Genomic DNA, 14,475 nt, shown 5'->3' on the forward strand with positions numbered 1-14,475 from the left:
GGTCCTTAACTTATTTCTCATTAATCAAACTAAAAAAATGAAAAAACTATTACTCGTTGGGGTATTAGTGACAACTGTATTCAGTTCACTTTTAGCTCAAAACAAACAAGTTACGGGGAAAGTTACCTCATCTGACGATGGGAGTGCATTACCCGGAGTTAGTGTGAGCGCGAAAGGCTCCACTCGAGGAACCACCACCTCAGCTGATGGTTCTTACAATATTCAAGTTGCCGATGGAGCTTCTTTGGTGTTTAGTTTTGTAGGTTACACTAGTCAAACTGTACCAGTTGGAAATCGCTCTGTAGTTAACGTTCAATTAGTTTCTGACGTTAAACAATTAAGTGAGGTTGTTGTAGTTGGTTATGGTACTAAGAAAAGAACTGAATTTACGGGTTCTGCTTCCACCATTAAAGCTGCTTCTATCGCAGAAAGACCGGTTCAAAGTTTTTCTCAAGGTCTTACTGGACAAGCTGCCGGTGTGAACATCACGCAGCCTAACGGTTTGTTGAACAACCCTCCAGTTATCCGTGTACGTGGTCTAAGCTCTTTATCTTTGAGCTCATTTCCATTGGTTGTCATTGATGGTATACCAATCAGTACAGATAACGTTTCTGCTAACTCAACGACAAACAACCCATTAGCCGATATTAACCCTTCGGATATTGAGTCGATCGACGTGTTAAAAGATGCTGCTTCTGCCGCTATTTATGGTTCACGTGCTGGTGCAGGTGTGTTATTAATTACAACGAAACGTGGTAAATCAGGAAAAGCAAAAGTATCGATTGATTCTTGGGCTGGTGTAAGTCAGGCCGTTCGTTTACCTGATGTGTTAAACGCGCAACAATACATGGATCACAAAAATATGGCTATTGCTAATGCCTTATTATTAAATCCTAATGCTGTTACTTCTACGCAACGTAATTCAGAGAATAAATCATTCTTGCCGAATTATAATCCAGATGGAAGTTTGATCGATACTGATTGGTACAAAGAAGTGTATCAAACGGGTGTTTCTCAAAATCATAACATGACCATTTCTGGTGGTAATGATAAAACTACTTACTATTTCTCTGGTGGTTATTCAGATCAAGATGGTTTCTTGAGAAGCAATAGTTTCCAACGTCGTTCTGGTCGTTTCAACATGGATCACCAAGCTACCAAATGGTTGAAGTTGACAGCTAATTTCAATTATTCGAATACATTCAACAAAGCTCCTATGTCAGGATCGAATGCAGGTGGTGCTTTCAATACTTCAGGTTTAGGTCGTATCGCTGTCGCTCAGGTTCCTAACCTACCAGCTTATTTACCTGATGGTTCATACAACTTGGAAAACAATACTGTAGGTCGTTTGAACAACTTATTGCCTGCACAGTTTCCAAACCCAGCAGTTGTTCGTGATTTAGATAAAATTACATCAGAAAATACCCGTTTAATCGCCAATTTAGGTGCAGAAGTACGTTTGGCAGAAGGTTTAACGGCTAAAACATCTTACTCTTGGGATCGTAGAAATACAGAGAACATTCGTTTCTTTAACCCATACAATGGTGACGGTTGGTCGACATCTGGAGATGCTTACAACAACACAGCGCGTTCTGACAACTGGAACTGGATTAATACCTTACAGTATAATGTTACTTTGGCCGAGAACCACAACATCTCAGCTATCGTAGGTTCTGATGTTCAAAAAACACGTGTTTTGAACTGGGGTGCACAGCGTCAAACTTTAGCTGACTTCTTCTTTACAGATTTCCAAGGAAACTTTGGAACTAACTTGGCAGCAGGTAACGGTATCTCGCAAGTAGCTTACGAAGCTTATTTTGCTAATTTGAGTTATAACTTCAAAGGGAAATATTTCGTGAGTGGTAACCTTCGTCGTGATGGTAACTCTGCTTTATCTGCTGAAAACCGTTGGGGTGATTTTGGTGGAGTATCTTTAGGTTGGACAGTTTCTGAGGAAGAATTCTTCAAAGGCATGGACTTAGGAAACACCATTTCTAATTTAAGATTAAAAGCTAGTTATGGTAAAGTAGGTAATGGTAACGTACCTAACGCTTATGGTTCTTATTCTACTTTTGGTTCTGGTTTATATGGTTCTATTCCAACTTTATCTTTCAACCAAGCAGGAAACAAGGATTTGAAATGGGAGACTTCGGCACAAACGAACGTGGGTATTGACGTAAGCTTCTTAAATGATCGTATCACATTAGAAGCGAACTACTATTACAAGGATATCAACAATTTGATTTTGAACGTTCCTCAAGCTCCTTCTAAAGGTATTCCAGGAAACTCTATCTTAGCTAACGTAGGATCGATGTATAACAAAGGATTTGAGGTAGCCATTACAGCTACTCCTATCAATTCGGGTAAATTCAGCTGGAACACGAGCTTGAACTTTGCTACCAACGAAAACATGGTAACTTCATTAGTAGATGCCAATACGCCTATTTTGTCGAACACTTCTGGTTTAGAGGCAACCTCTATTACTAAGGTGGGTTATTCTGCTGCTCAAATTTATGGAGTTAAAACTGATGGTGTGAACCCAGCGAACGGCCGTAGAATTTACATCAAGAGAGACGGGACTAAAGTACAATATCAACACTTAGGTGGTGCTTTAGCTTGGACTACGTTAGATGGTAAGGCTACAACTTCTCCATCTTCTGAGCAACAAATCTTAGGAAATACTTTACCTACATTCTATGGTGGATTTAACAACACCTTTAAATATGCTGGTTTTGATTTAGGATTGAACTTTACTTTCTCTGGAGGTAACTATATCTACAACGGATCTCAGGCTGGTTTACGTGACCAACGTGTTTGGAATAACTCAGTAGATGTATTGACTTCATGGAAAAAAGAAGGAGATATCACGGAGATTCCTCGTGCAGTTTACGGAGATAACGTATCCAATGGTTCTTCATTCTTGATTGATGCTAACATCCAAAAAGGAGATTTCTTACGTTTACAAACAGCTACTTTAGGTTATAAAATTCCAGCTGATTTGAGTCGTTTAGGAATTACAAGTTTACGTGTATATGCACAAGCAACGAACTTGTTCCTATTGACACCTTACAAAGGTGTTGACCCAGAAATCTCATCCAATGGAGATTCTAACTTAGCTTCTGGTATTGAAAGAAATTCAATTCCTCAAGCTAGAGCATTTACATTTGGTATTAACATCGGTTTATAATTTTAAAGGATATATAAAATGAAATTATTCACAAACAAAATAGGATATCTGACCATCGCTTTAGCTTTGACAGTTTCCTCTTGCAGTAAGGATTTTCTTAGTGCAGTTCCTGAATTAGACTTGTCTGATGCGACAGTTTTTAATTCCCCAGCTCGCGTGCTTTCTCAAGTAAATGGTTTATATGGATCAGCTAAAAGTGGTAGCTTATTCGGTGGTCGTTACTTGATCTATAATGATATTCGTGCAGAAGAATTTGTTAACCGTACAACCAACTCGGTAACTGGTTATTCTACTTATCAAGGTAACCAAGATCCATCTGATACCTATTTAGCTGGATTCTGGATTCAAGGTTACTTGACCATCAACCGTGCTAATTTGTTTTTAGAAGGTCTTGCAGCTAATCCAAATGCTGTTTCAACAGCCTTGGCAGCTAATTACCGTGGTGAGGCTAAATTCATTCGTGCTTTGACTTACTTCTCCTTAGTGCAGTTCTTTGCTAAGCCTTATATCTTAGACAAAGGTGCTTCGGCAGGTTTGCCTTTGCGTTTGAAAGGTGAAACTTCTTCAGCTAATAATAACTTAGCAAGAAGTACCGTAGCTCAAGTTTACGATCAAATCTTGAAAGATTTGAATGAGGCAGAAACAGAGCTACCAGATAGCTATGCATCCGCTTTATTGAATACGACTCGTGCACACAAAAATTCGGCTATTGCCTTAAAAACTCGTGTGTTGTTAGCCAAAGGAGATTATGCTGGTGTGATTACAGAAGCGAACAAAATTGTTTCTGCTACAGCTCCGTATAGATCCAACAGCCGCGTTGCTCATACCTTGCAAGCCGATGTTTCAGCTGTATTTAAAGCACCTTATACAACAACTGAATCCATCTTCTCTTTCCCAATGGATGCAACTAACGCACCAGGTACTCAAAACCAATTGGGATATTACTTTAATGCTGGTAACGTAGAGTATTATTTGAACACAGGTTCTACTGGTATCTATAGTAATCCGCAATTTTCAGCAACAGATGATCGTAAAACGAAGTTGACCGTAGCTACTACCTCAATCGCGAAGTTTCCATCATCTACTAAGTTTAGTGGTGTATCTCCGTACATTGATTTTGTACCGAACATCCGTTATGCAGAAGTATTATTGAACTTGGCAGAAGCAGAAGCAGAAGGTGGTAATTTGAATCGTGCCATTGACATCTTAACTGCTGTTCATAAACGTTCTGATCCATCTTATGCATTTACAGGATTGGATTCAAAAGCCAATGTGGTAAAGGCAATCTTAACTGAGCGTCGTATCGAATTCTTAGCTGAAGGTTTCCGTGCTAACGATATCTTACGCAGAGGTGAGTCAATCAATTCATTTGGCGCAGGAGCTGTGATTCCTCCATCAGACCCACGTTATATTTATGGAATACCATTAGTAGAAACACAAACTAATCCGGGTATCGGAAATTAAGTTTGATGCCTAATGAATCTCAAAGGGGCTTGCCATTGGCAAGCCCCTTTTGTATTTCCACGTGTAATTAAAATGACTAGCGAAAGGCCACTGTTATAGGCTGTAATTTCTCAGGAGAGGTTATTTATATCGTCTAAGTCTCTGAGTCGCCCAGATTACTTTTTGTTTTTTAGGAGGTCGTTATAACCAATAAAGTTAACTATAAGACCTTCTATTTCGACTTGAGTTTTATTTTGATAGCATTCTTTGAATGTCACTCCGTCAATTTGTGTCAGTAAATCAATTCTAAGTGGGGGATATCCTAATTGAACGATGTTACCTTCTTTCATGAAGACACTTCTTTTGAGTCCATAGGAAGCGAAACCAAATTCGTTAACGCACGCTAAAATTCTTTCAGCATTTTCAGGGGTCGGATTCAACCAAATGTCCAGATCACCTGTATAACGCGGGTGTCCGTGAACACCAACTGCATAACCTCCAACAATTAGATATTCTGCGTTATGATTGATTAACAATTCTACAAACTCTCTGAAGTCTTGGCTGAACATCTTTTTTTAAACTAAAGTATTGCTGTCTGAGGATTTCTATTGTGCCTAAACGTTCATTGAAACTTTTAGTCGACCAATAGGCAAAGTCTGACTTATTTTCCTTTAAAGTCGTTATTTTTAGGACCTTTTCCATATTTCGAATATAAGTCTTTTTTGTGACTATTTTGTTATGGCCTTTAACGTTTTGCGGCTTGGTGAAGAAGCGATTTCGGAGCACTAAACTGTCAACATACCACAAAATTTGATTCGAGGTAGAATGTTCAAGTAACCATTGAACCCGCTTTTTTGTCAATTAGGGGTCGTCCTACACTTGCTTGTAACTTGTATATATGTACAATAACTCCCCCTTTATACACCCATTTTGGTTGGCTTGTGGGTGGTTTTATGTGTATTTTTTTCTTAAATATTAATTATATCAATCATCAAAAGGTTTTTTACGTTTTATGAGCTTTTCGTTCTAACATGTGTGTAAATTTCCGTGGTTTTACTGCTTCTATGTCCTATATCTCCTGAATATACCTCAAGTCTGTACCACTCTCTAAGAGCTGGGTAGCATAGCTATGCCTCAAGCAATGCAAGGTAACTGTTTTTTTTATTTTTGCTTTCTCCATAGCTTGCTTCAACACTTCGCTTAGGCTTCTTTCATCATATGCCATTCCTGGCTCTCGTCCTTTAAATAAATAGGTAATGGGTTTTTAATTATATAATATTCCTTTAACCTCATCAAAATAGTGCTTGATAGGGGTGAAATGCTGTCTTTTTTACCCTTAGCTTGTAAAATCTGCATTTGATGATTTTGGTGACCCTCTATAATACGAAGATTAAATGAGCTGTTTCTATTTGGATTTATAACATAATTTTCAATTTCAAGATTTAGTAACAATTCTAGAAATCAGTAATAGATATTTCAAATTTTTGACATAAAAAAATCGCCCTTGAGTTTTCAAGGGCGATTTAATTCAAGAACGGATATCAATTACCAAATCTTAATTCGGTCTTCTGGTTTCTTGTATAATTTGTCTCCTGGTTTGATTTTAAAAGCATCATACCAAGCATTCATATTGACAGGCGCACCAATCGTTCTGTATTGATTTGGCGAATGTGGATCTGTGATAATCAACTGTGCCGCTGTTTCAGGTAAAGTAGTTCCACGCCATACTTGAGCCCAGGATAAAAAGAATCGTTGATCTGGAGTAAATCCATCTATTTTCTTTTTAGATTTTCCCTGCTCCGTCATTTTAAAAGCTTCATAGGCCATATTTAAACCACCCAAATCACCAATGTTTTCCCCCATGGTTAATTTACCATTGACATGAATGGTGTCCAAAATGGTGTATGCATCAAATTGTGCTCCTAAAAGTGCTGTTTTAGCTTTAAACTTATTTAAATCCTCGTCGGTCCACCAATTTCGTAAGGTACCATCCTTATCGTATTTACTACCAGAATCATCAAAACCATGTGACATCTCATGGCCAATAACCGCACCTATACCACCGTAGTTTACCGCATCATCTGCTTTGGGGTCAAAGAATGGAAACTGTAAAATACCTGCTGGGAAAACAATTTCATTCATGACAGGGCTGTAATATGCATTCACTGTAGGAGGAGTCATACCCCAACGGCTACGATCTACTTTTTTGCCTACTTGATTTACATTCTCTTTAAAACTCCAAGCACTCGCATTTCTCAAATTTTGAAAATATTGATCACCAGAAATCTCTAAACCTTCATAATTTCTCCATTTGTCTGGGTAGCCAATTTTGGGCGTAAAAGCATGTAATTTGTCCAAGGCTTTTTGCTTGGTTACATCACTCATCCAATCCAATTTTTGGATACGGATTTCAAAGGCTTTTCTTAAATTCTCAATCAATACCTTCATGCGCTCCTTGGCTTCAGGTTTGAAATAATTCTTTACATATAATTGTCCTAACAATTCCCCAATTGTGCCATCGGTTAAACTTGACATACGTTGCCAACGAGGAGTTTGAACTTTTTGTCCGGTCAATAATTGATTAAAACTAAAGCTAGCTTTGACGAAAGGACTACTTAAATTAGGAGCCGCTCCTTTTAAAATGGACCATTGCAAATAGACTTTCCATTCATTTAAAGGTGTATCCTTAACTAATCGATTAACTTCTTCGAAAAATTTTGGAGCTGAAACTAAAATGGAATCTTGTTTAGGCACATTCATTTGAGTAAATAAATTGCTCCAATCTATTTCACTAGTCTTTTCTTGAAATTCATTCCAAGCAAATTTATTATAGGTTTTATAAGGGTCACGCATTTCTACGCGTGACATTTGGGCAGAAGCTAATTGCTTTTCCAAAGCAAAAACAATAGCTGAATTAACCTTTGCTTGGTCAGATGTGTTTCCTACAAGTTCAAATAGCGTTTTGATGTAATTCTTGTACACTTCTTGAACTTTTGCGCTTCGAACATCCGATTTTAAATAGAAATCTCGGTCGGGTAAAGTTGTACCTCCTTGAGAAAGTTGAGGTACCATTTTTTCTACATTTTTTCGGTCTTGGCCTACTCCGAAACCAAATAAGGGAGAACCCATGCCAGAAATTCTAAATTGTGCCAAAGCATCTAATACTTCTTTCTTAGATGAAATGGCATTTACTTTGTCTAAATCTGCCTTGATGGGTGTATATCCCAATTTTTCAATCGTTATACTATCCATGGCTGCTGAATAAAAGTCAGCTACGCGTCTTTCAATACTACCTGCAGGATAATTTTTTTGATTCAATTTGGCCTCTTCAAGAATCGTCTTGACGGCATTGATGTTGAAATCCCTTAATTGATTAAAGCTACCCCATCGGGTTTCTTTAGCGGGGATCGGGTTATTCTTTACCCAAGTGCCATTAGCATATTCCGCAAAATCATCTCCAGGCTTCACTTTCGTGTTCATATTGGCCTTATCAATGAATTTTTCTGGACTTTGCGCGACCAGATTTCCTGAACTTAATAATAAGCCAGATACTACCAAACATTGGTAAATAGTCTTCATATTCGTTTTAGTTAGTTGATTTTTTTAAATTCATTTCAAATTAATATAACTTCATCTATGAACAAATTGTTAACACTCTCTTTTATCCTGATTTTTTCAGTTTACTCCACTTGGGCACAGCAACCCGTTTTGAAAACGCTGAGCCACGAAGCGATGATGTCTATCAAGCGAGTAGGGGTTCCTAAAATTAGCCCAGATGGTCAATGGCTTATTTATTCGCAACAGTCGGTTTCTTATGATTCAGAATCCAATACAAGTGACTTGTGGTTGGCTTCGTCAGATGGAACTCAAGCACCTCGGAAAATCACCCAGACAAAGGCTGGCGAAGACAACTATTTTTGGCACCCATCTGAGAGGAAAGTGTTTTTTACTGCAAAGCGAGAAGGAGATGAATCTGCACAATTGTACATGCTAGATTTGTCTAATGGGGGAGATGCCCAACGAGTAAGTAGTTTTTCATTAGGTATTGGAAGCCCCCAAATAAATGCTGATGGGAATAAAGTGTTGTTCTCAGCTAAAGTGTTCCCAGGTGTGTTTACGGATTCACTGAATAAAAAGCATGCAGAAGAAAAGAAGAAACTGAAGTATAAAGCCAGAGTCTATACCGGATTTCCCATTCGTTATTTTGATACTTGGTTGGATGAAAAACAGTCACACGTTTTTGTGCTCGATTTAAAAACCCAACAAATCCAAAATGTATTCACTGGTATCAGTTTAATTCAATCCAAGGGTTTTCAATTGGGATCTTTTACTTGGGCTCCAGATCAACAATCCGTTGTTTTTACTGCCGCCATAGACCTTCATACGACAGCCTATCAAAATTCGATTTCGAAAATTTATCAAGTTAGTATTCAGGGTGGCAAGGAAAAGCTTTTAGTAGATGATCAAGGGGATTATAATTCGATTGATTTTTCTGAAGACGGAAAATATGCCATCGCCTTAGGAGCACCTTTGAATCAAACAAGATTTTATCAAATGAATCACTTATACCGTTTTTCTTGGCCGGAAATGTCCAATAAAACCGAATTAATAAGTACGTTGGATAGACCTATCAATCAAATGGAGATTTCGAAAGAGTATATTTTGGCTAGTGTTGAAGACCAAGGTGTCGATCGTTTGATTAAGATAGCAATACAAGATGGGTCTTATCAAGCGGTACTAGGAGGGAAGCAGGGTTCTTTTAATCAAGTTTCCTTATCCAATCAGGAAAATGTATTTGCTTACCAATACAATAGTATGTCAAGTCCAGCCGAGGTGTTTGTGCATCGGGTAGATAAAGAAGTGGCCATTTCAAATGCCAATCAAGCCATGCTGAAAAACTATGATGTGAAAGATCCTGAAGAGTTCTGGACTGTGAGTCGGGGTAAAAAAATCCGAAGTTTTCTTATAAAACCAGCATCTTTTGATCCTTCCAAAAAATATCCGCTATTTGTTTTAATGCATGGTGGACCAGCTTCCTCTTTTAAAGATGCATATGGTTATCGTTGGAATCCACATGTGTTGGCTGGTACAGAATATGTCATTGTCATGACGGATTATACGGGTTCAATAGGATATGGAGAAAAATTTGCTCAAGATATACAGTTGGATCCTTTTAAAGGCCCAGGTCAAGAGATTTTGGATGCAGCTAATGATGCCATCAAGCGATATTCATTTATTGATGGTAGTCGGCAGGCTGCTGGTGGAGCCAGCTATGGAGGGCATTTAGCCAATTGGATGCAGGCAAGTACAAGTCATTTTAAATGCCTGATTTCCCATGCCGGTTTAGTGAATTCAGAAGCACAGTGGGGTACATCGGATTTTGTTTATAGTAGAGAATTGATGAATGGTGGTGCACCTTGGGTACCTACTAAAACATGGAAGGAGCAAAACCCCATGCGCTATGCAGCTAATTTCAAAACACCTATTCTCTTAACTGTGGGTGAAAATGATTTTCGCGTACCCATTAATAATACCTTAGAAAACTGGAGTATTTTGCAGCGACAAAAAGTGCCAAGTAAGCTGATTGTTTTTCCAGAGGAGAATCACTGGGTGCTAAAAGCAGAAAATTCTCGTTTTCATTATCAGGAAATTCGAAATTGGTTAGCCACCTACTTAAAGTAATAGAAAAAGCCCAAGCATGATTCACTTGCTTGGGCTTTTAAATTAATTGATGCGCTAGGTTATTTAATTGAGCTCAATCATTTTACCTGTTTTTACTGACTCATCGCAAGCAAAGGCAATTTTTAAGCTATTAACTGCATCAGCCACATGGTCTGTTAAATCCCAATTTTGAGTGATTGCGTCATAAAAATAAGCTTGCTCTCGATCACACAAACCTTGATGATCAGGTTCATCCAATAAATTCACCCATTCGTCTTCTTGTGTAAATTCATTTTGAGCATTAATATCAGATTTATGTACCCGGAGAGATTCTGTTTTGGTATGTGATTCTACTGAATCGGATTTTCCTTCTCCACCTGCATCTTTGGCCACAATGGAAACTGAGCCTTTAGGTCCAAATACATCCTTGACAAAATAGGCTGTTTGGGAAATCATAGGTCCCCAACCTGCCTCATACCAACCTACTGAACCATCTTCAAAATGAATTTGTAGTTGGCCATAATTGTAATTATCCGCTGGAATGTCATTTGTTAACCTAGCTCCGATAGCTGAAACCCTGATTGGCTTAGAACGGGTCATTTGGCACATGACATCAATGTAATGTACACCACAATCGACGATAGGACTCAGGCTCTTCATTAAATTTCGGTGTACATCCCACATGTATCCGTGGCTTTGTTGGTTGAGGTTCATCCGCATGACCAAAGGTTTTCCTAAGTCTTTGGCAATTTCAATGAACTTCATCCAGGAAGGGTGATGACGCAGAATATACCCTACCACGAGTTTTTTGCCCGTTTTACGAACTACTTCAGCCACTCTTTCAGCTCCAGCTAAGGAATCAGCAATGGGTTTTTCTAAAAAAACGTGACAGCCTGCTTCTAAGGCAGCAATGGAGTATGCCTCATGGGTATCAGGATAAGTAGAAATACAAACAGCATCGGGTTTTGTGACAGATAATGCTGTTTCATAATCTGAATACAGTTCATATTGTCCCCCTAAATCTTGATTTAATTTTTCTTTACTCACTCCGGTGGAAACTAATCCACATATTTCAAAACCCTGATGGGTATGAAATGACATGGCATGGGAGGCTCCCATATTTCCGCAACCTACTACTAATACACGTAATTTATTTGTTGAACTCATGTGTCTTGCTGATTTGAATAGTGAAATTATAAAGAATGGAGGATAAATCGAAAGGGGCTGTCGGGTTTTCTCCCCTTTGGTCTTCCCTTCGGAGCTCATATCGCAAAATCATGATAAATAAATTTTATTGTATCAAAACAATACATTATACTTGTGAAAATAAAACCCAGCCATCATGAAAAGAAGACAGTTTATTCAACAATCCAGTTCCTTATTAGCCTCCTCCTTATTTTTGTCCAAAACAGCTATGTGGGAAGGTATGTTGACCTCCAAGCCTTTGGGTCTACAATTATTTACCTTGTTCAATGTCATCGACCAAGATGTACCTGGAAATTTGAAGAAAGTGGCGGATTTAGGAATCAAGGAATTAGAATCTGCCTTCAGTTTTAAGCCAATGTTTTACGGTTATACGGGTAAAGAATTCAAATCATTGACCAATAACTTGGGATTGAATTGGGTTTCTCATCACGTGATGGGTGCTCCTTTGAAACCTCGCCCAGGATTTGATGTGAGCAAAATGCCTAAGTTCTTAACCTTAAAAACAGATGCTAGCCAGATTGTAGATAATGTGGCTGAAGCAGGTATTAATTATTTGGTGTGTGCCAACATACCTATTGAATCAAAATCTGAAGTTTCAGAAGCCGTAGATACGTTAGGTAAATCAGCTGAACTAGCAAAAAAAGCTGGTCTTACTTTTTGCTACCATAACCATGATGCTGAATTTAAAGTAGTTGATGGACAAAGAGCATTTGATGTATTTTCTAGCCAAATTTCTTCTGATTTATTGAAGTTTGAATTGGATTTAGGTTGGGCTACCAAAGCAGGAGAGAACATCATTGAGTTATTCAAAAAACAACCAGGTCGCTTCCCTCTTTGCCACATCAAAGATTTTGATGCAGATTTCAAAAATATAGTACCAGTAGGACAAGGAATCATCAACTACGAGCCAATTTTCAAAGCGGCTTCAATTGGAGGCTTGAAACACTACTTCCTTGAGCATGATATGCCTAAAGATGCCTTTGAAAGCATCCGTTTAGGTAAGAGTGCTTTGGATAAAATTTTATAAAATACCTAAAAATCCCCTAAGAATCCGCCAAGATATAAAACTGGTACGGTTGAAAACGTAAACTGCCTTTCTCTAACGAAACTTGTTTCTTAGACCAAAGGCAGTTTTTATTTTGCTTGTTTGGTTCTATGGCATGTACCGGAATCAATTGTTCCAATGAGGAGAAGTTGAACAAGAAATACACACGCTCATGACCAATATACCGTACATAACCCACTATGGATTTATTGCTACAAGGTAACCATTCCAGATTTTTTAGGTCAGCAACTACCTTCAGCTTTTTACGCAAGGCAATCAATTTTTTCAAGGAAGCATAAACCTTATTTTCTACTGTTCCTTTTTTCTTGACTAGGGCATTTTTCTCCCAATGAATGATGGGACGGTGCATCCAGCGATTATCATAACTTTTGCCTGGATCTTGAAGATAGGAATAGTCGTTGGTATAGGCTGCCTCATCTCCATAAAATAGCATGGGAATACCTCCTAAGAATAGACAATGCGCTTCCATCAAAAGGATTTTTTGAATGGATTCCTCTATCCAGTGCTTATCATTAGCAACTATTGCTTTTTCTAATCCACATAAAGAAGCCAAAGATCCAGAAATTCGGGCATCTTGTGTTTTCGGATTAATGGCAAAAAGTGCCCCAGCTGCTGGAGAATCTTCTTGTAAACCTCCGTAATAATTTTTTAAGTAATATCGATGTAAATAAGGGGTAAATCCAACATTTGCAATCATGTAGTCGTCATATCCTAAGCCAATATCATCATGACAACGGGTGTAAGTAATCCATGAACTGCCCAGTGGTTTTTTAGCTAACTCGTGTTGAGCTTCTAACATAATTCGAGTGTCACCCGTGGCTAAAGCATCCCATTGTAAGGCCATGTGCGTAGCATTATAGGCAAAATCACATTCATGCGTTGCATATCGACCTTTTCCGAAATATTCCATGATTTGGGCTGGAGCTACGATAGCCTCTCCCAAAATGGCCATACCTGGTGTTGACACTTCGGTACATAATTTGATTAATTGAAGTAAAGCGTGTGCCTCAGGTAAATTTTGACACGTGGTACCCATCTGTTTCCAGATGAAAGCTGGGGCATCAATGCGGACAATATCCACCCCTAAATTTCCATAGAAAAGTAAGTTGTCTAACATGTCAACCAAGACCTTGGGATTACTGTAATTTAAATCCCATTGGTATTGGTGAAATACAGTCATAACCCATTTCTGTACAGATTCCTGAAAGGTGAAACTGCCCGGAGAACTTTCCGGAAAAATCTCGGGCATGGTTTCCTCCATTTGATCAGGTATAGACCTGTCGTCATAGAAATAATAATAATCTTGAAATTCACGATTCCCTTTTTTGGCTTTTTTTGCCCATTCATGGTGATGTGACGTATGATTAAGCACAATATCAATCATGAGGTACATGTCTTTCTCTAGCAAATGGGATTGAAGTTTTCGTAAATCTTCAATCGTACCCAGCTTTGTTTCGATAACCCGAAAGTCTTCTACGGCATAACCTCCGTCACTTTCTCCTTCTGGACTTTTAAACAGGGGCATTAAATGCAATAAATTGACACCCAAATCTTCTAAATAGGGTAATTTACTTTCCAACCCTCCGATATTCCCAGCAAATCGATCCACGTACAAACTCATGCCGGTAAGTTCATTGCTCAAAAACCATTTCCCTTTTTTCTCCTTAGCCTCATCTCTGTTTTTCAATGCGGGGCTTCTATCTAAATGCGCTTGAAATAAGACTTGGATCAATTGTCCAAATAGGTCTTTTGCTTGGGGTAAATGCCCGTATATTCCCGCAAATAATGCGTGTATATCATCAATATTAGCAATTAAACGATGTAAGAAATATTGATCTTGAGTCGATTTGCTTAGTTTTTTCGACTGGCTAATGGAATCAATGAAGGGTTGTAAAGTAGGATTATACACGAT

General features: G+C 38.4%; 9 protein-coding genes. 4 read left to right on the forward strand and 5 right to left on the reverse strand.

Going from position 1 to position 14,475, the window contains the following annotated elements; genetic code table 11:
- Nucleotides 1-37: 37 nt before the first annotated feature.
- Both G9H60_RS09870 and G9H60_RS09875 read left to right on the forward strand, forming a co-directional pair.
- On the forward strand, nucleotides 38-3,187 hold the full coding sequence (locus G9H60_RS09870; protein WP_223143897.1) for a SusC/RagA family TonB-linked outer membrane protein: 3,150 nt from the start codon (nucleotides 38-40) through the stop codon (nucleotides 3,185-3,187).
- 18 nt (nucleotides 3,188-3,205) lie between these two features.
- Nucleotides 3,206-4,651 (forward strand): RagB/SusD family nutrient uptake outer membrane protein, encoded by a 1,446-nt coding sequence (locus G9H60_RS09875; RefSeq protein WP_223143898.1) that lies wholly within the window; start codon nucleotides 3,206-3,208, stop codon nucleotides 4,649-4,651.
- A 155-nt stretch (nucleotides 4,652-4,806) separates the two neighbouring features.
- On the opposite strand, the gene G9H60_RS09880 is transcribed toward G9H60_RS09875, so the two are convergent.
- From G9H60_RS09880 to G9H60_RS09890, 3 genes are all read right to left on the reverse strand, one after another.
- Nucleotides 4,807-5,199, reverse strand: coding sequence for a hypothetical protein (locus tag G9H60_RS09880; protein ID WP_223143899.1), 393 nt, complete (start codon nucleotides 5,197-5,199; stop codon nucleotides 4,807-4,809).
- Nucleotides 5,200-5,699: 500 nt separating this feature from the next.
- Nucleotides 5,700-5,855 (reverse strand): tyrosine-type recombinase/integrase, encoded by a 156-nt coding sequence (locus G9H60_RS09885; protein WP_262900007.1) that lies wholly within the window; start codon nucleotides 5,853-5,855, stop codon nucleotides 5,700-5,702.
- A 320-nt stretch (nucleotides 5,856-6,175) separates the two neighbouring features.
- Nucleotides 6,176-8,209 (reverse strand): M13 family metallopeptidase, encoded by a 2,034-nt coding sequence (locus G9H60_RS09890; RefSeq protein WP_262900008.1) that lies wholly within the window; start codon nucleotides 8,207-8,209, stop codon nucleotides 6,176-6,178.
- A 57-nt stretch (nucleotides 8,210-8,266) separates the two neighbouring features.
- Between G9H60_RS09890 and G9H60_RS09895 the strand changes: the two genes are divergently transcribed.
- Entirely contained in the window at nucleotides 8,267-10,312 is a 2,046-nt protein-coding gene (locus G9H60_RS09895; protein ID WP_223143900.1) for a S9 family peptidase, read from the forward strand.
- Nucleotides 10,313-10,375: 63 nt separating this feature from the next.
- Here G9H60_RS09895 and G9H60_RS09900 read toward each other — a convergent pair whose 3' ends face one another.
- Nucleotides 10,376-11,458, reverse strand: a complete 1,083-nt coding sequence (locus G9H60_RS09900; protein WP_223143901.1) for a Gfo/Idh/MocA family protein — start codon at nucleotides 11,456-11,458, stop codon at nucleotides 10,376-10,378.
- 175 nt (nucleotides 11,459-11,633) lie between these two features.
- Here G9H60_RS09900 and G9H60_RS09905 point away from each other — a divergent pair, with 175 nt between their 5' ends.
- Nucleotides 11,634-12,524, forward strand: coding sequence for a sugar phosphate isomerase/epimerase family protein (locus G9H60_RS09905; protein WP_223143902.1), 891 nt, complete (start codon nucleotides 11,634-11,636; stop codon nucleotides 12,522-12,524).
- Between the two features lie 16 nt (nucleotides 12,525-12,540).
- Here G9H60_RS09905 and G9H60_RS09910 read toward each other — a convergent pair whose 3' ends face one another.
- Complete coding sequence (locus tag G9H60_RS09910; protein ID WP_223143903.1) at nucleotides 12,541-14,472, reverse strand: amylosucrase; 1,932 nt, start codon at nucleotides 14,470-14,472, stop codon at nucleotides 12,541-12,543.
- Between the last annotated feature and the right edge of the window lie 3 nt (nucleotides 14,473-14,475).

Origin of the sequence: Aquirufa aurantiipilula, assembly GCF_019923745.1 — a bacterium.
Classification (GTDB): Bacteria; Bacteroidota; Bacteroidia; order Cytophagales; family Spirosomataceae; genus Aquirufa; species Aquirufa aurantiipilula.